This window comes from Limnobacter humi (assembly GCF_024518835.1).
In the GTDB taxonomy this organism is placed as follows: domain Bacteria; phylum Pseudomonadota; class Gammaproteobacteria; order Burkholderiales; family Burkholderiaceae_B; genus Limnobacter; species Limnobacter humi.
In genome coordinates this window covers 741016-762034 of record NZ_JANIGO010000002.1, presented here as the reverse complement: position 1 = coordinate 762034, position 21019 = coordinate 741016, and the positions used below count along the sequence as shown (strand labels likewise).

The following is a 21019-nucleotide window of genomic DNA, read 5'->3' as shown; positions in this document are numbered from 1 at the left end:
TGCTGCAATGCACCCACGCTGCTTGGCTGGAATTTACACTGGGTCGGTGTTTAACTCTGTTGAAGGCGCGTGATGGAAACTGCGAAACCTGTGGCGGTGCGGGTCAATGAGGTGCCTGTGCGCGCCAGGCCGTCGGTGTATCCGCCCAATTTGCATGCACGCATACAGGGCCGAGAAAAACGTGCCTTGGGTGATTTTTTTGGTTTGAAAAATTTTGGCGTGAACCTGACCCGTCTGCCGCCCGGCTCTGCATCCTCATTCCGACATGCCCACGCGCTGCAGGATGAGTTCATTTATGTGGTGCAAGGTACCCCGGTTTTGCACACAGACGCCGGGCGACTGGTGTTGACCCCGGGAATGTGCGCAGGTTTTCCAGCAGGCACGGGCGATGCACACACTCTGCTGAATGAGGGCACCGAGGATGTGATTTATCTGGAAGTAGGGGACCGCACCGATGGCGATTCGGTGACCTACCCAGACGATGATTTGGCGGCCCAATGTGTGGGTGGAGTCTGGGTGTTTAGCCACAAAGATGGAACGCCGTTTTAACTGGAGGATGGAATGAGCAAACCCTACACAGGCCAATGCCTTTGCGGCGCAGTTCGGTACGAGGCCAATGGCCAGCCGATTACAAGCCCATGCTAGACTTTTTTGTAGCCAGTGCCACGCCCTGGAGTGCCATGAATCCAGCCCTTCCCAAGAAACCTGGCCCTGCCTGACGGGAGAACATCATGCCCAGTCGATTGCCGAAATATTCAGCCAGCAAGCTGCCCAGCTTGCAGGAGCTGATTGCATTCGAGGCCATCGCTCGCCATAACAGTTTTTCCAAGGCTGCCGATGAGCTGTCGGTCACGCAGAGCGCCATCAGTCACCGCATGCAACAATTGGAAAGCCGCTTGGGGGCCACCTTGTTTCAGCGTCAGTCTGGCCAAACGGCATTGACCCCTGCGGGTGCGGCCTTCCTCCCGGGGGTACAGTTGGTGCTGGCGTCCGTGGAGAAAGCGGTGGCCACTTTGCAAGTCAGTTCTTTGCAGCGCGTGCGGCTCAGCTTGCCACCCATGGTGGGTTCCCATTTGGTGAGCCATTACCTCACCGCGTTTCAGCGGGAGTATCCCAACATTGATTTGGAAATTTCCATCACTGGAACTTATGTGAACCTGAAAGGTGGGGAAGCTGATGTGGGTGTGCGCATGGGCACAGCCGATGACTGGCCGGCTTTGGTCAAACGGCGTTTTTTGGATGTAAGCCTGGTGGCGGTCAGCAGTCCTGCCTATTTGAAAGTCAACCCCTGGATTGCGGAACCGGCCAGCATGCCCAAGGCGACATTGCTGCGCCAGTCGGTTTTTAGTTGGCGAGACTGGTTTGCAGCACAAGGCATGGACTGTGAAGAACCCCAGCGGGGGCCGTTTTACAGCGACGTGTACTTGCTGTTGCAAGCCTGTGAATTGGCTCAGGGCATTGCCTTGGTACCCAAGGCGTTGGTGGAACCCAAACTGGAAGACGGTAAGCTGGTCCAATTGTCGGATTTTGCCTTGAACACAGGCAAGCAGTTTTATGTGTGTGCTTCCCCTGCGGCATTGGAGCAGACTCAGGTTCAACGCTTGTACAACTGGCTTGCTGCACAAGCTGCCAGTTGATCACATCCATCATCCTGGTTGATGTTTCAACCGGTAATGTAATGTGGCCTGACCTTGGGCCAACAGCAACGTGGCGCAGTGCACGCGTGCTGACAAAAATACCAATTCCCGCGTGGTACGTAGAATGTCGACTTGCAGGGTCAGTTCATCCTGCAGATGGGCAGCGCGCATCATGCATACATTCAAGGCCACTGTGGCCATGCGTTCAATTGGTTCCGTGTGGCCGACCGAATGCCAGGCAGCATGCCCCATCGCCAGGTCCAGCACTGTACAAAAAAAGCCCCCATGCAAATGGCCTGCAGCGTTGAGGTGGAGCGCTTTGACTTGAAAGGTATACCAGTCGCTGCCTTGGTCATGGCGGTGGCGCATGGGCGAAAACAAGGCCATCACCGGGCTTGCGGTGGGGTCCAGTGTTTCCCATACTGGTTCGGTATTAAAGCTCACACCGTGAGCCTTTCATGGGTATTGCTGAGGCAGCAAGCCACCGCGTCTTCCAGTCGATCATCACCCCAAAACAGTTCCTGACCCACCACCAGGCTCGGTGCACCAAACACATTCAATGCATCGGCCTGCGCGGTAAGCGCGCGCAGCAATCCCTTGGATTCCTCAGCGCTGGCGTTGGCCATGGTTTCTTCCGGGTTCAAGTCCAGGCCTCTCAAAATTCTTGAAATCACTTCGGGTTGGGCAATGTCCTGGTTGTGTACAAAATACGCACGCAACACCTGAAGACAGAAGCTGTCGTGCCAGGAAGCATCGGCGTAGGCATTGGCAATGCGCGCAGCCTGAATACTGCCCACCGGAAACTGGGTGGGTTGCCGAAACTCAAGGTGGTATTTGCGTGCCTGGCGTGCCACATCGGTCCACATGTAGTCCAGTTTCCGAGGTTGCGCCAAAAAGGGACTGGACTGCCAGCCCAGCTTTTGAAAAATCGCACCCAAGGCGATGGGTAACAACCGAACGGTGATGTTGAGCGGTTGTGTGATGCGATGAACCCGTGCCACGGACAGATAGGAATACGGGCTGGAAAAGTCGAAATACAGGTCGATGCGGGGTGGTGTGGATTTTTGCATGGAAGTGCCTTAGGGGTTGTTGTGGCATGAGTGTTCACTGGGTTGGAGCGCAGCGGGTGGAATTGTTTTCATGAGCCCATGCAGTGAATTCAAACAGCGATCGTGGTGTGCGTTTTACCGTGGACATGTCACGAATTTGACCCTCACCGGGAGCTTGTTATGTATTCCATTGATTTGCCGCCGCGCGTTACACAGTCACATGCCCCATGGATGTGGTTGGCCGTGGCCTTGTTGGGGGCCTTGCTGCTGGGGGCTTGCAAGACCGATGCGTTGCCACTGCGCATGGTGTATTCCGGCAACGGTGTTCACGTATCGATTGCCGAATACGGCAACCCCCAGGGCCCGCCCGTGTTGTTTATTCATGGCCTGGCCGAAAGTGGTGAGGTGTGGCAGGCGCAAACACAGGCGCCCGAGCTGCAGGGCTACCGCTTGATCACGCTCGACTTGCGGGGGCACGGGCAATCATCCAAGCCGATGGAACCATCGGCATATATGTCGGCCAACCCCTGGGCTGATGATATTTTTGCAGTGGTTCACCGACTGGGTTTGCGGGATATTACCGTGGTGGCCCATGGCCATGGTGCCGCAGTGGCGTTGGACTATCTGGCTTTGTATGGTGAGCAACGTGTTCGCGCAGTCATGCTGGTGGACGCAATTGTACAAAGCGGCCCGAGTTATACCACTTACCCAGGGTTTCAGCACCTGACTGCACCCGCTCAGGCTGAGCAGATTGCCGGTGTATTGGCATTGGCAGCAGACAATCTCGGACCGACTTCAAACAGCACCAAGGACCGTACCGCCTATGGCCGATGGGTGGCCATGGCCATGCTCACACCGGTTCCTGTCAGGCGTTATGTTCTGGGTCGCTCCATGGAGCATCAGTCCACCTTGCAGCGTCTGCGGGTGCCGCTGGTGTTCGCCCATGGCGAGCAAGACCCGGTGGTACCACTTCCATCCGCTCGATCGCTGGCAGCGAGTGCACCTGGGGCAACACTGACCGTGTTTCATGATTCATGGCACGCTCCGTTTGTAACTGAGGCACCTGCATTCAATGCTGCGTTGACGGCTTTGATTCAACACACCGTTTCCCGGAGCTGAGCGATGAAGACAGACATTGGGCAGGACACGCAGGCCCCCATCCATTACCTGGGCGTGAGTGCAGCATCGGCTGCCGTGTCCATGCTCACCGGTGATGTGATGGGCGAAGATCGAAATCCGTTTCGCACACGGCTGGAGTGGGTGACCGATTGTCGCCCGTGGGCAAAGCGGCCGCGTTTGCTCACGCACGGTTGGACATGGGCTGCGATTGAGCCAGTGGTGCTGGACGCTTCGGACTTGCCACAGCGTCACAGTGTTCAGGCCATTGAGGGCCTTGCGCAACGATTGACCCAAGCACAACGGGTGCAGGTGTTTGATGCAGCCGTGCGGCGTGTGCAAACGGTGGACTCAGCACCGGGCATCGGCCGCGACAGCCGCATGCCAACACCCCAATCGGTGCAGTTGGCTCACTGCGATTACACCCCCGATTCCGGCCGCGCCTGCATTGAGCGAAACACCACCTGGGATACGAATGCTGGGCGTGTGTGGATTGTGAATGTGTGGGTACCGTTAAATGGCCGGGTGACCAACCCGCCCTTGGCCATCGGCGTGCCGGCAGCGCAAGGGCTGCACACCGGGCCCTGCCAATTGGTGTATGCCGATCGCACAGGTGTCATGCATTTGGTGAAAGATTCGTCGCGATTACACTGGTGTTATGTGCATGGTTTGGACGTGGATGAGGCCCTGGTCTTCAAAACCTTTGATTCCACACCGGGTGCTGGCACCTGGGTTAGCACGCCCCACAGCGCATTTTGGAATGGTAAAGATACCCTGGAGCCCTTGCGTCACAGCATTGAGTTTCGCTGTGCCGTTCAGTGGCTGGATTGAGGAGGGCGCCATGCCGTTTGTTTTGGATCATGTCGTGGTGTTCACAGACCCTGGTGCCCCAGAACTGGATGCGCTGTTGGTCGCTGGTCTGTGCGAAGGAAGTGGGAATGTTCACCCCGGGCAGGGCACTGCCAACCGGCGAGTATTTTTTGAGCAAGGGTTTCTCGAGTGTTTGTGGGTACACGATAAAAATGAGGCAACGTCGCCATTGACACAGCGCACGCAGCTTTGGGAACGTTGGCTTGGGCGAAAGACTGGCACCAATCCCTTCGGGCTTTGTTTTGCACCCAGCGCTTTCGATGTGGAAGCTTTGCCATTCGATTGTTGGCTTTATCAGCCCAGCTATTTGCCAGAGGGCAAGTCGATCCATTTCGCGGAACACAACCCCTTGCATGAACCCTTGTTGTTTGCACTGGGTTGGCCGCAATCTGCATCTACACCCCAGCCCAGAACCCATGCACCGGGTTTTCAAGGCATGCAAAGCGTATCCATCGGGTTGCCAGATATAAACACCTTGTCCGCACCGCTGCGTACGGCTGTCAACGCGGGTTTGGTTCATGTGCACCTGGCGACGCAGCCCGAGCTGGTGATTCGATTTTTGTCTTTGAACGCAGTGGAACACCGCGTTCCCTCGCTGGGTTTGGTGTTGGTTGGCCACCCGCAGTCTTGATCGGCTTGCCGATGTGTATTCAGCATGCCCAAATTAATCCATGTCATCGGGTTTGCTTTCAATCAGTTCGCCGATTTTCATGGGGAAGTGGAATTTTTTGGACACAAAGCCATTGACATGCAATTGACCGTTGAGCGTACAGTTTGGGCCTGGCGAATGAAATCAACACCCTGGAGACCTGGATGACACTCTTCCAACCTTTGACGTTGCCCAACGGCACACAACTGCCCAACCGTTTGGCCAAGGCCGCCATGGAAGAGAACATGGCCAATGCCGACCATGCGCCTTCAGAGGCGTTGATTCGCCTGTACAGCCAGTGGGCGGAGGGCGAGGTGGGCCTGATGATCACCGGCAATGTGATGATTGATGGCCGGGCCATGACGGGCCCAGGTGGCGTGGTGCTGGAGTCAGACGCGCATGCCGAGCAGTTCAGGCGTTGGGCCAAGGCTGCCAAGGCCAAAGGCGCGCAGGTGTGGATGCAGATCAACCACCCGGGTCGCCAAATGCAGTCCAATCTGGGGCAAACCACAGTGGCCCCGTCCGCGGTTGCGCTCGAGATGGGCAGCTTTTCCAAGCGGTTTTCGGTACCGCGTGCCTTGAGCGAGGCAGACATCGAAGACCTGCGAAACCGCTACATCAACACCGCGGTGTTGGCCGAGCAGTTGGGCTTTGATGGGGTACAAATTCACGCAGCACACGGCTATTTGTTGAGCCAGTTTTTATCGCCCATCACCAACAAGCGCACAGACCAGTGGGGTGGTTCGATCGAAAACCGGGCGCGTTTGTTGCTCGATGTGGTGAAGGGTGTGCGCAGCCGTGTGGGCAAACAGTTTGCTGTGTCGGTGAAAATCAATTCAGCCGACTTTCAGCGTGGCGGTTTTAGCGAAGACGATGCAAAGCGGGTGATTGAATGGTTGAACCCGCTGGGCCTGGACTTGATTGAATTGTCCGGTGGCAGCTATGAGGCGCCCGCCATGCAAGGGCAAGCGCGGGATGGGCGCACCCTGGCGCGTGAAGCGTATTTTCTGGAATTTGCAAAAGACATTGCCCAAGTGGCCAATGTGCCCATCATGGTTACCGGGGGCATTCGCCGCTTGCCAGTGGCTGAGCAGGTGCTGGACAGCGGGATTGACATGGTGGGCATTGCCACTGCATTGGCGCTTAACCCGGCCTTGCCCGCGCAATGGAAGGCAGGTCAGCCCGCAGCGCCCGAATTGCGGCCGATTACCTGGAACAACAAGGTGCTGGCTTCGCTGGCCTACATGGCCATGGTTAAGCACCAGCTTCACCGCATGGGCAAGGGCTTGTTGCCCAATGGGCAGGTGTTGCCGTCGGTGGCATTGCTGATGCAGCAGTGGGAAACCTTATTAAGAACCCGACAATATCGGCGGTGGGCTGGGGTACGTTGAAACCTTGGTTCAAATCAACGGTCAGGCTCACCGCTTGAGCTTGGCCAGCAAGCGGTCCAACTGGTTGGCAAACGCTTGACGGTCTGAATTCGACAGGGCAGGGGGGCCGCCGGTGTCCACACCGCTGCTGCGCAGGCCGTCCATGAAGTTGCGCATGGTCAACCGCTCTTCAATGTTGGCTTTGCTCAGCAATTCGCCCCGGGGGTCGATGACGGTGGCACCGTTGGCAATCACCTCGGCAGCCAGTGGAATGTCAGCGGTAATCACCAAATCGCCCGCCTGGGCTTCCTGTGCAATCCGTTTGTCGGCCACATCAAAACCTCGGGGTACCTGGATGGCTTTGATCCACCGTGAGGGTGGCGTGCGCAGCATCTGGTTGGCAATCAAGGTAACGGGTGTCTCGGTGCGGTCGGCCACGCGGAACAGGATTTCCTTGATGGCCACCGGGCAGGCATCGGCATCCACCCAAATCTGAAAACTGCTCATTCGTCAGACACCAGTCGAACCATGTACTGACCGGACTTTTCATCGCGCACCAGCACCAGCAGTTTGTGCTTTTGGGCATCCAGCACCATTTCCCGGAAGGAGCGGTAGCCATAGCTGGATTCGGTAAAGCCCGGGCGGCGGCGTTGCATGGTGGTTTTGACCATGGAGCCCCAAATTTTTTCATCTGACCCACGCTCGGAAATCAAACCCTCCACGGTTTCCACCAAAAATTCCATGGCTTCCTGCCGCTTGTCATCATCGGTTTTGGGTTCGGCCGGTTTGGTGTTGTCCGCCGTGTTTTTGGCAGGGGCCTTCCTGGCTGCGGTTTTCTTTTTGGTGTCCTGTTTGCGCACCAGGTCGTCGTAAAAAATGAATTCGTCGCAATTGGCACTCAACAGGTCGGAGGTGGAGTCTTTGACACCAATGCCAATCACGTGCTTGTTGTTCTCCCGCAGTTTGGACACCAGTGGGGAAAAGTCGGAATCACCGCTGATGATGACAAAGGTGTCCACATGCGCTTTGGTGTAACAAAGGTCGAGTGCATCCACCACCATGCGGATGTCGGCCGAGTTTTTGCCCGATTGCCGAACATGCGGTATTTCAATCAGTTCAAAGGCCGCCTCATGCATGGTGGATTTGAATTCCTTGTAGCGCTCCCAGTCGCAGTAGGCTTTTTTCACCACAATGCTGCCCTTCAGGAGCAGGCGTTCCAGCACTTTGCGAATGTCAAACTGGGCGTATTTGGCGTCGCGAACGCCCAATGCCACGTTTTCAAAGTCGCAAAACAGGGCCATGTTGGTGATTTCGGTTTGACCGGCCATCGGGTTCCTTGAGCAATTAAATGTCGATAATGTTTGCAATTGTTGCAGAACGGGAGGATAGTGCAACCACGCGATCTTCAAGACCAGCTTTTTGCTGCTGGGTTTTTTATCCGCTCAGCGCGGTATTCTGCCTTTCATCCGTTTGCCTTCTTGACTGTCGCCCCGATGGGGCAACACCCCTTTTTATTTTTTCAGGAGTTTCAAGAATGGCAGCTGGTACCGTAAAGTGGTTTAACGATTCCAAAGGTTTTGGTTTTATTTCCCCCGCCGATGGCGGCAAGGATTTGTTTGCGCATTATTCCGCAATTCAGAGTTCAGAATTCAAAAGCCTTTCAGAAGGCCAGAATGTGACGTTTGATGTGACCCAAGGCCCCAAAGGCCCCCAGGCATCCAACATTCGCAATGCGTAAAGAGGTCAACCATGGCCAAAGAAGAATTGCTTGAAATGAACGGCATGGTGGATGAAATTCTGCCGGATTCCCGCTTTCTGGTGACCCTTGAAAACGGTCACAAACTGATCGCGTACAGCGCAGGCAAAATGCGCAAGAATCACATCCGCATCATCGCGGGTGACCGCGTGTCGCTGGAAATGTCGCCCTATGACTTGAGCAAAGGTCGCATCACCTTCCGCCACATCGATACCCGTGGTGCGGGGCCTGCCCCCAGAAAACGGCGTTATTGATCAGATTGAGCTGGGCGGGGTTTGGGGTGTTTACACCAAACCCTGTTCAATCAACACATCGTTCACCAATTCCAGTCGAATCAACGGGTTGTCCAATGCAAGCATTTGCAGTTTGGTGTCCTTGTTCATCGGCAATATTTCACACCAGCGGTTGGCTACCCAGGCGCAGTCGGTAAGCTTGTAGGGTTTGTCAAACGGCCATTGTTCGGCCGCTACATTCTGTTCCTCAAGGCTTTCGAGCAATTCACCCAGCCGCCGTCCAGCCGATGCCAAATCGTCTGGCAGGGCAATGTCTGGCTCGGTGTCGAGCACACGGACCCGGCCCACCCACAATCCACCCTGCTGTTGCTCTGCATCCAGTAACTCAAACCGTTGGCTCGCTTTACACCGTATGCGCAGCAAGGCGGGGCTGAGCGCTTCACATTCATCCACATGCACCAAGGTACCAAAGCGCGCCAGGCTCACTTGCTCAGCCGGTTTTCGGACCTCATGGCCTTCCAGCAGGCTGATGATGCCAAACGGTGACCCTTCGCGAAGACAACGGCGAACGAGGTCGAGGTAACGCACCTCAAAAATTTGCAGAGGCAAAATGCCCCCGGGGAACAGGACAGTGCCCAGCGGGAACAAGGGCAACGCTTGTATGGGTGTTTGGATGGGCGTGTTCATGATTAGCCCTGCGCCTGTTTGGTCGGTTTGTCGGCCACTGGCAAACCAGCTTCTTTCCAGGCCCGAAAGCCACCTTCTACATGGGTCACGGGTGTGAGCCCCATGTCTTGCAGGGCGGCAGTGGCCAGGCTGGAACGCCAGGCCGATTGGCAATACAGCACAAATTCTTTGCCACTGCCAAAAATCTCTTTGTAATAGGGGCTGGCCGGGTCTACCCAAAACTCCAGCATGCCGCGCGGTGCGTGAAAGGCACCGGGAATCATGCCTTCCCGCTCCAGCTCGCGCGGATCGCGAATGTCGACAAACACCACATCGGGGTTGTTGAGCTTGGCTTTGGCCTCGTCGAGGCTCAGGGTTTTGATTTTTGTGCGGGCTTCCGCAATCAGGGCTTGGACGCCTTTGGTGATGGGCATGGTGAACGGTCTCCTGCTGGACTACTGCCCACACAGTCTAGCCCAGCTGCTTTCACAATGCACACCAGTAAAAACACTTGAACCACCAGGCGCACATACAACAGCGCCAACGGAAATTGGGGAAACAGGTCGGGGTGCATCACCATGTGAATATTGGCGGGTGTCACTGCCAGGGTCAGCACAAACAAACCAGCAGCGGCCAGCCGACGTGTGCTCGGGATCAGCAAGCCCGCGGCACCCATCAGTTCCAGCACACCACTGGCCCAAATGACTTCGGTGGGATAAGGCACCCAGGGTGGCGTGATGCCGACAAAAAAGTCGGTGGCCATGAAATGGCCCACCCCCCCAACGGCAAACCACAGCACCACAAACGCACGGGCCAACAGCGACACATTCAAAGGCAACATGGTGAACATCCAGTCCGGTTTCAGGTATTTGACAGTGCAGGGTGAGTGGAATAGGCGCTCAGGAACACGGGTGGTTGGCGCTTGGGGCGACCAGTGGCCATGTCCACACACACCCACTGTGTGAGGCCTTTGGCAATCAGCGCACCATCCTGTTTCCGGATGAATTCAGTGGCACGCCACATGTCGCTGCGGCCTTCATTGCGCTGCACCCAGGTGGCCACATACAAGGTGTCGCCCGCATAGCTGGGCTGTACATAGTGAATGTCGTGTTTGCGGGCCACGCAGCCCACACCCAGTTGCACGTAATCCTCAAAGGTCAGCCCCTGCGTTGCAGAATGCAGTCGTGCAATGTCCTGAATCCAGCTGAGGTAAACCACATTGTTGGTGTGGCGGTATTCGTCCATGTGCACGGTCTGCACCTGGACTTTGGCCACAAAGGGCGTGGGCACCGACCACTTCAGCCCCGAAGCGGTGTCGAGTTCTTCGTTGGTCAGTGCGTCCATTCGGTTCCCGTCAGAAGTACATGCGTTTGACCATGTAAGGTACCACGCGCAACGCTGACAGCAAGAACTCGCCAATGTTGCGGGGTGAACCCAACCGAATGGCCTGCTTCAGCACGTTGTAAGTGGCACGGTCTTGCGGGTACCACCAGAGGTTGCGGCGGGCCCGCAGCAGGTCCCAGTTGATGGCTTTCAGGCGGCTCATTTCGATGAGGCCTTCCGGGCCATGGGTGCGGCCAATGCCCGACTCACCGGGGCCACCCCACGGCAGGTCCGACATGCCGTGCGTATAGAGGTGGTCGTTGATCACCACCACGCCACCGCGCACGCGTTTGGCCAACGCCTTGCCCTTGGCCGTGTCCCGGGTCCAAATCGAGGCCGATAGGGCCATGGTGCAATCATTCGCCAAGGCCACGGCTTCGTCCAGCGTGTTGAACTTCATGACCGGCAACACGGGGCCGAAGGTTTCTTCACGCATTACTGCCATGGTGTGGTTCACATTCGTGAGCACGGTGGCTGGGAAAAATTCGCCTTGCAGTCCGTTTTGCAGTTGGGCCTGGGCTTCAATCTTGGCACCATTCGCCACGGCTTCCTCCACGTGGCGTTCGACCAAGCGGCGTTGTTTGGCGGTGGTCATGGCCCCCACATCCACGTTGCAGTGTGCGCTGGGTACACCTTGGCGCAGTGCGCGGGTTTTGTCGGCCAACAGTTGCACAAAGCGGTCATACACCGACGCTTGCACATAAATGCGCTCTACACCTGCGCAGGACTGTCCACTGTTCTGGAAACCGGCCCAGGCTGCGCCGCCTGCTGCACGCTCCAGGTCGGCGTCTTCCAATACAATCATCGGGTCTTTGCCACCCAGCTCCAATGACAACGGTGTGAGTGTTTTGGCCGCTTGCGCCATCAGGTCCTTTCCAGCGGGCACCGAACCGGTGAAGAAAATCTTGTCCACACCCTGGTTGAAAAACGCCGTGGAAATGTCGGCACCGGGGCCCACAATGTGGTGGAACAAGCCCTGGGGCAGTTCACCGGCGGCCACAATCTCTTCAATGGCCTTGCCCACCATGGGTGTGGCTGCTGCCACCTTGAGCAGGATGGCGTTACCGGCCATCAAGCCCATCACAATTTCGCCAAATGGAATGGACAGTGGGTAATTCCAGGGGCTGATGATGGCCACCACACCCAAGGGTTCATGCGTGACCAGTGAGCGTTTGCCAATCCAGATGATGCTGGAGGCCTCACGCCGCTGGGGTTTCAATACCTTCGCAGCATTCTTGCCGTACCAGTTGCAGGCCAGTGTGCAGGGCAGCACTTCGGTCGTGAGTGCGTCCATGAAGGTTTTGCCGCTGCCTTGGCTCACGATTTCAGCCAGTCGGTCGACGTTGTTCACAATGTATTCGCGCATTTTGCGAATGTGCCGCGCACGTTGGCGAAAGCTCAACTCACCCCACACGGCCTGTGCTTGCCGGGCCGATTCGAAAATTGCGGGCATCTGTTCAATCGGGGTGTTCACGAGTGCGCCCAGTGCTTGGCCTGTGGCGGGGTTGGTGCCCACGGTTTGCGCCAGGGCTTTGGAGTCGGCCAGGTTCATGACAAAGGTCTCCGTCAATGTGAAAATGATTATTGTCAGTTTGGCGCCTAGTGTGCCGACGCAGGTAAACAGTTGTCAACATGCAGCGTGGAGGATGGACTCGAAAATATCGCCGGTTTGAGTGACAAAGCCTGCAAAATTACTGGCTTGCGCAGCAGCAGGCCTTTCGGGGACACTCACGGAACACTATTCAAAACAACAAGAACATTCCGGAGACAGGAATTGAATCAAAGCGTTTTTCTGACGGTCGGCTTGCCTGTGGCACTGGCCATCATCATGCTGGGGCTGGGTTTAAGCCTCACCCTCAACGACTTCAAGCGTGTGCTGGTGTATCCCAAAGCGGTGGTGGTGGCCTTGCTCTGCCAAGGGGTATTGTTGCCTGCTGCGTGCTTTGTGCTCTGCCTGTTGTTCAGGCTGCCACCCGAACTGGCTGTGGGAATGATGTTGCTGGCGGCCTCGCCCGGCGGTACCTCTGCCAACCTGTACAGCCACTTGGCGCATGGCGATGTGGCCCTGAACATCACCCTGACCGCCATCAATTCCGTGATTGCCATCGTCACCATGCCTTTCATTGTGAACTTGTCATTGATGTATTTTTTTGAGCACGGCGCGGTGTTGCCGCTGCAATTCGACAAGGTGTTGCAGGTGTTTGCCATTGTCATGATTCCTGTCATGATCGGCATGTTCATCCGCCACAAGGCGCCCGATTTCTCAGCGCGCATGGACAAGCCGGTGCGGGCTTTCTCCCTGTTCTTCCTGATTGCTGTGGTGGTGTTGGTGACGGTGACACAGTGGGGTGTGTTGTACGCCAGCATTGCGATCATCGGTGGTGTGGTGCTGACCTTCAATGTGTTGAGTCTGGCGGTGGGGTATTGGGTGCCCCGTTTCACCGGCATTGATCAGCGACAGTCCATCGCCATCGGCATGGAAATCGGCATTCACAACGGCACACTGGCCATTGCCATGGCCATGAGTCCCAATCTGTTGGACAACCCGCAAATGGCCTTGCCGGCCGCTGTTTACGGCGGGCTCGTGTTCTTCACGGCCGCCGTGTTCGGTGTGCTGGTCAACCGCGGGCGTCGCGATTGACCCTGTCGCTGAAGGTCAGGGGGTAACGATGTTGAAGTTGCCCTCGGCCTTGTCGAGCATGCCGAAGAACTTGCCCACCTTCAAGGTGCTGCCTTCAATCTTGGTTTGATCCGACAGCAGCAGGTCCTTCGCGCCTGCCTCGCCGATCATCATTTGCAGGAAAAACGGTTTGGTCAACACCAGTGTGCCTGCGGCCTCTTTGCTGCGTGGTGCCAGGGTGTGGTGCAGCACACTGTTCTTGATGTGTAACACATAGTTTTCGCCAGTGTCGGAAAAGCTCAAGTTGATGGTGAGGTCTTCGCCCTCGGCCTTTTCAGCATTCACCGCCGCAGACATCGCTTCCAGAAAACGCTCCACCGGAGTTTGTTCCAGCATGTTGAGCAACTGGTTGCGCTTGATTGCATCTTTGGGTGCACCTTGCCGGAGTTCTTTGGCACCGGTGAGGTAAACATTGCGCCAAGGGCCCGACTCGGCCATGTAACCCATCTGCTCAAAACACTGGGCCTGCAATTCACGCGCGGGTTTGCTGTCCGGGTTGGCATACACCGCATGTTTTAGCAACTCCGCCGACCACCGGTACTCCCCTTTGTCATACGCGGCCTGGGCTGCTTTCAGCACATTGCTTTCGCCACCGGCCAACGCCACATACCGCTTGGCCTGTTCCACTGGGGGCAGGGGGTTCAGGTTGGCGGGGTTGGCATCATACCAGCCCATGTAGAACTGATACACCGCCTTCACGTTGTGGCTCACGGTGCCGTAGTAACCGCGTGTACTCATAAACTCGTTTAGTGACTTTGGCAGCTTTACCGCTTCCGAAATTTCGGAAGCTGTCAGCCCCTGGTTTAACTGGTGAACGGTTTGGTCGTGCAAAAACTTGTAAGTGTCCCGCTGTTTTTCCATGAAGTTGGCAATATTGGCTTTGCCCCACACCGGCCAGTTGTGTTGGTGAAAGCTCACCTCGGCATCGGCGGCGTATTGCATGGCATCGTTCATGTAATTGGACCACTTCAAAGCATCCCGCACTTTGGCGCCCCGCAGTGTGTACAGGTTGTGCAGGGTGTGCCCAAACAGCTCGGCTGCACCAAACGCCTTGTACTGGGGGAGGTAAAACACAAACTCAGCCGGTGCCTCGCTACCCGGTACGTTGTGGAACTCAAAATCCAGTCCATCCAGGCTCACCGTTTGAGCCTTGCCTTTCACCAACACCGTGGGTGGCAAAATACCCACCGTACCGTACGCTACAGCCTTGCCCAAGCCATTGTCCACCAAACCTTCTGCACTGCGGGGCAGGGTGTTGCCATACATGTAAATGGAGCGGCGGGCCATGGCTGGACCCACCAGCACATTCTCGCTGGTGGCTTCTTCCATAAACCCTTCAGGTGCCACCACCGGAATATTCCGTTCTTTCACTTCCTTGGCGCTGACCAAGCCCAGCACACCACCAAAGTGGTCAATGTGGCTGTGGGTAAACACAATGCCCGTGATGGGTTTGTTGCCCAGGTGCTTCCGCGCAAAATCAATGGCGTATCGGGCGGTTTCCTCCGAGGTCAGGGTGTCCACCACAATCCAGCCTGTTTTGCCTTCGATCAGCGTCATATTGGCCAGGTCGAACCCGCGCAACTGGTAAATGCCATCCACCACCTTGAACAAGCCCACCTGGTTGTTCTGAATGGCCTGTTTCCACAGGCTGGGGTTCACCGTGCTGGGGGCAGGGCCTTGCAAGAAGTTGAAGGCATCAAAGTCCCAAATAACCTTCCCGGCGGCATTCTTGATTTGCCCGGTGGGCTTGGCAACCAGTCCGCGTTGGGCGTCCTCCAGCGACTGGTTTTGGTCCATGAATGGCAGTTTGGCCACATCGGCATTGACGGTTTGTACCGTGGCCGAGGCGGCGCTGTGCGTATCCACTGCTGTGCTGGGTGTTTTGGAGCAGGCGGCCAGTGCAAGCAGCAGGCCAAGCGGAAGGGTGTGCTGTGCAAATCGGCCAATCGGTGTGGTTACCGGGCTCATGGGGGCTTTCATGGGTATGTCTCCGTGTATTTTTTTGTATTCTGTCGGTGAGACTAACCCAATTTTTACAGGCTGCACAGCAGGACAATACGCATGGGAATGATCGCAGATTGGTACGACAAGAAGATATTGCCTTTCATGATCGACAAAGCCTGTGGCATGAAAGCGATTGGCCAGCAGCGGGCCAAGGTGGTACCCCGCGCGCGGGGCCGTGTGCTGGAAATTGGCATTGGGACTGGCCTGAACCTGTGCCACTACGATACCGCCCAAGTGACCGAGCTGTTGGGCCTGGACCCAGCGATGCAAATGCATGCACTGGCCCGCAAGCGCATGAAAGCGGCTGGCTTGAGTGTTGAGCTGCTGGGCTTGCCAGCCGATACCATTCCCTTGGCCGATGCCAGCATCGACACCCTGGTAATGACATTTACCCTGTGCACCATTCCCGAGCCTTTGCCAGCCTTGCGTGAAATGCGCCGGGTGCTCAAGCCCGATGGGGTGTTGCTGTTTTGTGAACATGGTGTTGCGCCGGATGCCCACATTCACCGTTGGCAAAACCGCATTCAACCCCTGTGGGGCCCGCTGGCCGGTGGGTGCCACCTGAATCGGGATATTCCGGCCCTGTTGCGTGAGGCGGGTTTCAAGCTGGATGAGTTGAACACCGGCTATGTGCCTGGCCCGAAGATATTCACGTACAACTACTGGGGCCAGGCCTATCGGGGGTAGTTGCCCGTATCCACGGACCTGAAGCGGTTTGCACCACGTCAATCGGCAGGTTGTAGAGCAGGCTCAGGTTGTGAGCCTGAATGACCTCGCTGGCAGCCCCTTGGGCCAGCACACTGCCTTTGTGCAGCAGCATCACCTGGGCTTGCAGGTGCAATGCCTGTTGCGGGTCGTGGCTGGTCCATAGCACGGCATGTTCGCCATCGACCAATAATTGCTCCAGTTGGTTCATCACCAATGCGGCATTGGCAAAGTCCAGGCTGGCGGTGGGCTCATCCAGCAAAATGTAGCGGCTGTTTTGGCACAGCGCACGGGCCATCAGCACCAGTTGCTGTTGCCCACCCGACAATTGATTGAAGGCGCGTTTGGCCAAACCTGCAATGCCCAAACGGGCCAGGGCAGCATGGGCTGCTTCCCGATCCGCCATGCGTGGCCCCAACAGTGCGCCACCCAAGCCCCGCCATTGGTGACTGCGGGCCATCAATACCACGTCTTCACAGGCAAAGGCAAAGGGGTCGTCTTTGTGTTGGGGCACATAGGCCAGTTGGCGTGCCAAAGCGTTGCCACGTAAGTTGTCAAACGCTTCGCCATCTACCTGCAGTTCACCCTGCAGCGGTGGCAATATTCCCAACAGGGTTTTGAGCAGTGTGGACTTTCCGCTGCCGTTGGGCCCCAGCAGGCACAGCGCCTGGCCAGGCTGTAGTTCAAACGTGACCTGTGTAACCACAGCGCAAGGGCCATGGCCCACCGACAGGTTTTCTGCCTTCAGGCTCATGGTGTTGCCCCGCCACGCCGCATCAGCAACGCCAAAAACACAGGCCCACCCAACAGCGCCGTGATCACACCCAACGGTACTTCAAATGCAGTGAAAGCGCGCGATGCCGTGTCGACCAACGCCAGAAACAGCGCACCGAAGAACAGGGAAACCGGCAACAGTTTTGGGAAATTGGGCCCGACCAGCAAGCGGGCTGCATGCGGCACCAACAGGCCCACCCAGCCCACCACGCCGACAGCCGACACCACCGCGCTGCTGATGAGGGTGGCATACACAATCACTTCCAGCCGAATGCGGGCCACGGGCAACCCCAGCGCGCGGGCCTCGTCTTCACCCCAGGCCAGTGCATTCAAACTCCAGCGGCGCAGGGCCAAGCCAAGCACACCCAGTACCACTGCTGGCACAATCCACAGCAATTGGTTCATGTTGGCATTGGCCAGGCTGCCCAACAGCCAGAAGGTCATGGCCGGCAACTGGTTGTAAGGGTCGGCCAGCACCTTCAGCAAAGCGGTGATGGCACCTGCGAGTGAGGCCAGCACCAAACCAATCAGCACCAGGCTCAACAGTGGGTCGCCCCGTTGAACCCCGCGTGCGCACAGCACCACCAAGGCCACCGTGAGCAGGCCCCCCACAAACGCAAACCCCTGTACACCGGCTTGTGGAAGGTTCAGAAATATGCCGAGCACCGCGCCCAGGCCTGCACCCGTGCTGACGCCCAGAATATCGGGCGACACCAAGGGGTTGCGAAACAACAGTTGATAAGCAGCGCCCGCCCCGGCAAGGGCTGCGCCCACCAGCAGTGCGCCCAGCAGGCGCGGCAAGCGCAAGTCATACACCACGGCAATCGCGGTGGGGTCACCCCGGTGCAACAGTGCATGGGCCGCTTGTGCCACGGTGAGGGGGTAGTCGCCCGCACACAGCGCCCAGGCCACCACGGCCAACAGCGCACCCACACACAACAGCCCGATGGCGGTGTTGCGGCGGTGTTGGTCAGTGTTGTGGGCGATCAAGGGTTTCAATCAGAGGGCGCTGTAGAAAACATCAGCAGCGAGTATACCCCGGCCTGCTGGGTCGGGCAGCGTGAAGGCATGGGCAGAACCAACCCGTTTCAATCACAGTGGGTGACGCCTTTTTGATGCTGCAAGGTGCCGTGCTAGCGTTGGGTGTTTATGAATTTGAAACTCGATTGCCATGCCACTGATGATTCGCCAAGGTGACACCACCACCCACGGTGGCACCGTGTTGGAAGGCTTCCCTGCGTATGTGGTGGAAGGCAGGCCCGTGGCGGGCCTGGGCCACAAGGTGGCATGCCCCCTGTGCAAAGGGGTGTTTCCCATTGTGGAAGGCAACCCGACACACCAGTTTAACCACACCCCGCTGGCCTATGCCGGCATGAAAACAGCCTGTGGTGCCAGCCTGGTGGCCTCGCAGGGCAGCACACAGCACAGCAACCTAACCCGCCAATGGCCCACGCTGCCCATCGACTTGCTACCGCCCAGCCCGGTAAAACACCAAGCGGATGAGCGGGTGGTGCAATTCAAGCTGCGACACCACGACACCCGCGAGCCCTTGGTTGGGGTGCCCTATGTGATCGAACTCTCCAACGGTGGGCGCGAAACAGGCCACACGGACAGCGAAGGGCTAACCACCCCCTTGGTGGTGAAAAAAACCATTGAGGCCACTTTGGCCGTTCAGTCCACCCCATGAGCCAAACCTTTCAACGCCTGGCCAGCGACCACATGGCCCTGCACAAAGGCGCCCGCGACCTCGACGAATGCAATTGCCACAACACCCTGGCCTACGATGGCAAAGACCGCTGGGTGGCCGAGGTGCCAGTGCTGACTTGCGACTGCCTGTGGCGCATTTACCAGCGTGAAGCCGAACACATTGTGGCACCCGGCGGTGTATTGATTGCCGACCCGGTGGCCAGAAACCAGCGAATTAACGCCGCCTACGCCGCCTTGTGGCTGAGCGACCCGCGCTTTGAATGGGCAGGCCTGGCAGCCTTTGCGTCCAAGCAGGTGGGTTGTGGTTTGCTGCATGCCGCAGACAACATGAACACGCTGCGCGAAGGCCAACACCGCGCAACACAAGCGGGGCGTGTGCTGGTGCAGCCCAGTGCACAATTGGGTGTTGCGGGTGTAAAGGGTGTGCTGTCGGCTGCCGATGTTTCCGTGAAATATGTATACGACACACTGGCACTGGGCAACACCACGCTGTTTTTGGACATCTACCCGCTGCACATGTTTTACGCGAAGCGGGGGTTGGCGGAGATGAGGAAGTGTATTGAGGTTCGGAAAAAAATTATCGCTAATTCCCGGTTTCCGATCCAATGGCCTGTTGAGTCCAAATTAGAGTTTGGTAAAAACTTTCCTGAAATCATTCCGGCTTTTGAGGCAATCGAGCGGGGTGATACTGTTGAAAGTGTTCGCCTCTTAGCTCGGCATGAACAACTCAATATTTTGCAACCTACTATCTACGACGATGGGATCATGGTTGCACTTCTCGGAACCAACCAAGCTTTTAGTTCGTTTGCTTACGTTACCGGTTTATCTACCAGTTTTGAAGAGAAGGTGCAGTTGACACTGGCCAATCAATGCCGGCCTTTGTCTGATGGGCGAAGTATTGAATTCAGTCACAGTCCCTTGGCCAACCTTGCCAATTTTGATGAACGAATGCCGTTCGTACTTCGTGCAGCCCGTCAGTTTCATTCATTGCTGATTGGCCCAGGCCGCCAAAATGTTGAAAGTGCCATTCGTGAAATCGCACAAGGTCGCCCAATCCGATGAGCAAGGTCTTTCTCATTTTACATTGGGTCCGAAAGCATTGGTTTGTCTCCGCTGGTCTGTTAATAGTTGGTTATGTTGGAGTCTCTAAAACCATTGACTATTTGACCCCACCGAAGGAAATCGCCCTCATCATTGGCGAACCTTGGAAAGACATGCAGGCTCGCTCAACAGCTCGAATCGGTGATGACATACCCGATGAAATTTGGTTTCGACAACCGAAAGACCTTGCTTATCTCCGTTTTGCTGATCCTCAATATGGATTCACAACACCACCTGCGAAGTTTTTTACCATTGGTTTTAACCGAGGCAAGATTGACAGCATCCGCATGTCTCCTCAAATAGAGCCACTATCCCTTCAGAACGCACTGAATGTGGTGTTGAGTTTGCAAGACCAATGGCGAAAAAGGGGGTGGGTTGTTACCGATCCTGTAGCCAATCCGCCTTATGAAGACACGGTTGAGTGGAGACGAAAAATTTCAGCTTGCGAGCCTGATGATACGTATTGGCAAACAACTCACTATCAGGTTTTTATATTTATTTCCTGTTTTGGACGGGAAGCTGAGCCCAGTAAACAGCGTTATTTGGTTACTTTGGCGATGGCGAAGCCTTGGTACGAGCCATCAAAACTTAGCCCTGTGGAACGAGATACCCGGTCTTCAGAATGAAAATACCCATCAAAAAATTTGAAAATTAGTGTGATCTGATCATGAAAGTGATCCCTACTTGGCATTTGATCCGAAAGCATTGGTTTGTCTCCGCTGCTCTGTTGATAGTTAGTTATGTCGGGGTCTCTAAAACGATTGACTATTTGACCCCACCGAAGGAAATCGCCCTCATCATTGGTGAGCCTTGGAAGAACATGCAGGCTCGTTCCACAGCGACCATTGGTGATGAGATTCCTGGTCACAATTGGAATCGGGAGCCCAGGCAACTCTCGTATTTGCGGTTTGCAGATAACCAGTACGGTTTTGTAACCCCACCAGCGAAATTTTTTACGGTGTCTTTTGACGATAAGGGGCTTGTTGAATTTATCCGGATGTCCCCACAGGTTGAGCCACTACCGCTAAAGGATACCCTCGATATCATTTTGAATCTTCAGGATCAGTGGGCAAAATCAGGATGGGATTTGGATGATTCAGTTAATTTCCCAGCATATCAAGATAGTCCATTTTGGATTCAGGTGCTAAAAGATTGCCGTGCGAGAACCACGCATTGGGATGCTGGTGAGCAATATCAATTAATGGTTGTTGCAAGTTGTTTTGAGGATCGGCGATATCCAAAAGAACAACGCTATTTAATCACAATATCCATGGGACCTTATGATAAAGAGCGTGAGCGACCATTTCGCAAGCGATAGA

The 21019-nt window shown here is 56.2% G+C and carries 25 protein-coding genes and 1 pseudogene; 14 read left to right on the top strand and 12 right to left on the bottom strand.

Going from position 1 to position 21019, the window contains the following annotated elements; all coding sequences use genetic code 11:
* Positions 1-72: 72 nt before the first annotated feature.
* A complete protein-coding gene (locus tag NQT62_RS08580; RefSeq protein ID WP_256764266.1) occupies positions 73-549 on the top strand; it encodes a cupin domain-containing protein in 477 nt (158 codons plus the stop codon).
* Positions 550-731: 182 nt separating this feature from the next.
* A complete protein-coding gene (locus NQT62_RS08575; RefSeq protein WP_256764264.1) occupies positions 732-1637 on the top strand; it encodes a LysR substrate-binding domain-containing protein in 906 nt (301 codons plus the stop codon).
* 9 nt (positions 1638-1646) lie between these two features.
* Here NQT62_RS08575 and NQT62_RS08570 read toward each other — a convergent pair whose 3' ends face one another.
* Both NQT62_RS08570 and NQT62_RS08565 read right to left on the bottom strand, forming a co-directional pair.
* Entirely contained in the window at positions 1647-2081 is a 435-nt protein-coding gene (locus NQT62_RS08570) for a PaaI family thioesterase (protein WP_256764263.1), read from the bottom strand.
* The gene (locus NQT62_RS08565) at positions 2078-2707 is read right to left on the bottom strand and encodes a 2-hydroxychromene-2-carboxylate isomerase (protein ID WP_256764262.1); all 630 of its coding nucleotides are present in this window, start codon (positions 2705-2707) and stop codon (positions 2078-2080) included. The genes NQT62_RS08570 and NQT62_RS08565 overlap by 4 nt, the downstream gene beginning before the upstream one ends.
* A 159-nt stretch (positions 2708-2866) precedes the next feature.
* Here NQT62_RS08565 and NQT62_RS08560 point away from each other — a divergent pair, with 159 nt between their 5' ends.
* The 4 genes from NQT62_RS08560 to NQT62_RS08545 all read left to right on the top strand — a co-directional run bounded on the left by NQT62_RS08560 (position 2867) and on the right by NQT62_RS08545 (position 6712).
* Entirely contained in the window at positions 2867-3805 is a 939-nt protein-coding gene (locus tag NQT62_RS08560; protein WP_256764261.1) for an alpha/beta fold hydrolase, read from the top strand.
* Positions 3806-3808: 3 nt separating this feature from the next.
* Positions 3809-4633 (top strand): CmcJ/NvfI family oxidoreductase, encoded by an 825-nt coding sequence (locus NQT62_RS08555; protein ID WP_256764260.1) that lies wholly within the window; start codon positions 3809-3811, stop codon positions 4631-4633.
* A 10-nt stretch (positions 4634-4643) separates the two neighbouring features.
* On the top strand, positions 4644-5303 hold the full coding sequence (locus tag NQT62_RS08550) for a VOC family protein (protein ID WP_256764259.1): 660 nt from the start codon (positions 4644-4646) through the stop codon (positions 5301-5303).
* Between the two features lie 182 nt (positions 5304-5485).
* Positions 5486-6712 (top strand): NADH:flavin oxidoreductase/NADH oxidase family protein, encoded by a 1227-nt coding sequence (locus tag NQT62_RS08545; RefSeq protein ID WP_256764258.1) that lies wholly within the window; start codon positions 5486-5488, stop codon positions 6710-6712.
* Positions 6713-6739: 27 nt separating this feature from the next.
* Here the strand turns inward: NQT62_RS08545 and NQT62_RS08540 are convergent, their stop codons facing one another.
* Complete coding sequence (locus NQT62_RS08540; RefSeq protein ID WP_256764257.1) at positions 6740-7198, bottom strand: YaiI/YqxD family protein; 459 nt, start codon at positions 7196-7198, stop codon at positions 6740-6742.
* A 14-nt stretch (positions 7199-7212) separates the two neighbouring features.
* A pseudogene (locus NQT62_RS08535) lies at positions 7213-8019 on the bottom strand (NYN domain-containing protein); the annotation flags it as partial.
* A 206-nt stretch (positions 8020-8225) separates the two neighbouring features.
* Between NQT62_RS08535 and NQT62_RS08530 the strand changes: the two are divergent.
* On the top strand, positions 8226-8429 hold the full coding sequence (locus tag NQT62_RS08530) for a cold-shock protein (protein WP_256764440.1): 204 nt from the start codon (positions 8226-8228) through the stop codon (positions 8427-8429).
* A gap of 11 nt (positions 8430-8440) precedes the next feature.
* Positions 8441-8701, top strand: coding sequence for a translation initiation factor IF-1 (gene infA, locus NQT62_RS08525; RefSeq protein ID WP_256764256.1), 261 nt, complete (start codon positions 8441-8443; stop codon positions 8699-8701).
* A gap of 30 nt (positions 8702-8731) precedes the next feature.
* Here the strand turns inward: infA and NQT62_RS08520 are convergent, their stop codons facing one another.
* From NQT62_RS08520 to NQT62_RS08500, 5 genes are read right to left on the bottom strand one after another with little or no spacing between them, the layout of a single operon-like run.
* A complete protein-coding gene (locus NQT62_RS08520) occupies positions 8732-9367 on the bottom strand; it encodes an LON peptidase substrate-binding domain-containing protein (RefSeq protein ID WP_256764255.1) in 636 nt (211 codons plus the stop codon).
* A gap of 2 nt (positions 9368-9369) precedes the next feature.
* Positions 9370-9780, bottom strand: coding sequence for a rhodanese-like domain-containing protein (locus NQT62_RS08515; protein ID WP_256764254.1), 411 nt, complete (start codon positions 9778-9780; stop codon positions 9370-9372).
* On the bottom strand, positions 9750-10187 hold the full coding sequence (locus NQT62_RS08510) for a DoxX family protein (RefSeq protein ID WP_256764253.1): 438 nt from the start codon (positions 10185-10187) through the stop codon (positions 9750-9752). Before NQT62_RS08510 ends, NQT62_RS08515 begins: the two co-directional genes overlap by 31 nt.
* A gap of 20 nt (positions 10188-10207) precedes the next feature.
* Positions 10208-10690 (bottom strand): acyl-CoA thioesterase, encoded by a 483-nt coding sequence (locus NQT62_RS08505; RefSeq protein WP_256764252.1) that lies wholly within the window; start codon positions 10688-10690, stop codon positions 10208-10210.
* Between the two features lie 10 nt (positions 10691-10700).
* A complete protein-coding gene (locus NQT62_RS08500; protein WP_256764251.1) occupies positions 10701-12281 on the bottom strand; it encodes an aldehyde dehydrogenase family protein in 1581 nt (526 codons plus the stop codon).
* A 222-nt stretch (positions 12282-12503) separates the two neighbouring features.
* Between NQT62_RS08500 and NQT62_RS08495 the strand changes: the two genes are divergently transcribed.
* A complete protein-coding gene (locus NQT62_RS08495) occupies positions 12504-13370 on the top strand; it encodes a bile acid:sodium symporter family protein (RefSeq protein ID WP_256764250.1) in 867 nt (288 codons plus the stop codon).
* A 15-nt stretch (positions 13371-13385) separates the two neighbouring features.
* On the opposite strand, the gene NQT62_RS08490 is transcribed toward NQT62_RS08495, so the two are convergent.
* Positions 13386-15389: an alkyl/aryl-sulfatase gene (locus tag NQT62_RS08490; protein ID WP_256764249.1), complete on the bottom strand. Its 2004-nt coding sequence runs from the start codon at positions 15387-15389 to the stop codon at positions 13386-13388.
* An 81-nt stretch (positions 15390-15470) separates the two neighbouring features.
* Here NQT62_RS08490 and NQT62_RS08485 point away from each other — a divergent pair, with 81 nt between their 5' ends.
* Positions 15471-16100, top strand: a complete 630-nt coding sequence (locus NQT62_RS08485) for a class I SAM-dependent methyltransferase (protein ID WP_256764248.1) — start codon at positions 15471-15473, stop codon at positions 16098-16100.
* On the opposite strand, the gene NQT62_RS08480 is transcribed toward NQT62_RS08485, so the two are convergent.
* The gene (locus NQT62_RS08480) at positions 16063-16872 is read right to left on the bottom strand and encodes an ABC transporter ATP-binding protein (protein ID WP_256764247.1); all 810 of its coding nucleotides are present in this window, start codon (positions 16870-16872) and stop codon (positions 16063-16065) included. The two genes, NQT62_RS08485 and NQT62_RS08480, sit on opposite strands and share 38 nt — an antisense overlap.
* Positions 16869-17891: a FecCD family ABC transporter permease gene (locus NQT62_RS08475; protein WP_256764246.1), complete on the bottom strand. Its 1023-nt coding sequence runs from the start codon at positions 17889-17891 to the stop codon at positions 16869-16871. The genes NQT62_RS08480 and NQT62_RS08475 overlap by 4 nt, the downstream gene beginning before the upstream one ends.
* 172 nt (positions 17892-18063) lie before the next feature.
* Between NQT62_RS08475 and NQT62_RS08470 the strand changes: the two genes are divergently transcribed.
* Genes NQT62_RS08470 through NQT62_RS08455 form a run of 4 tightly spaced genes read left to right on the top strand, consistent with a single transcriptional unit; the run spans position 18064 to position 21018 of the window.
* A complete protein-coding gene (locus NQT62_RS08470; RefSeq protein WP_256764245.1) occupies positions 18064-18579 on the top strand; it encodes a PAAR domain-containing protein in 516 nt (171 codons plus the stop codon).
* Positions 18576-19661, top strand: a complete 1086-nt coding sequence (locus tag NQT62_RS08465) for a DUF2515 family protein (RefSeq protein ID WP_256764244.1) — start codon at positions 18576-18578, stop codon at positions 19659-19661. Before NQT62_RS08470 ends, NQT62_RS08465 begins: the two co-directional genes overlap by 4 nt.
* Positions 19658-20326, top strand: a complete 669-nt coding sequence (locus NQT62_RS08460; protein WP_256764241.1) for a hypothetical protein — start codon at positions 19658-19660, stop codon at positions 20324-20326. The genes NQT62_RS08465 and NQT62_RS08460 overlap by 4 nt, the downstream gene beginning before the upstream one ends.
* A 41-nt stretch (positions 20327-20367) precedes the next feature.
* Entirely contained in the window at positions 20368-21018 is a 651-nt protein-coding gene (locus NQT62_RS08455) for a hypothetical protein (RefSeq protein WP_256764240.1), read from the top strand.
* Position 21019 lies beyond the last annotated feature (1 nt).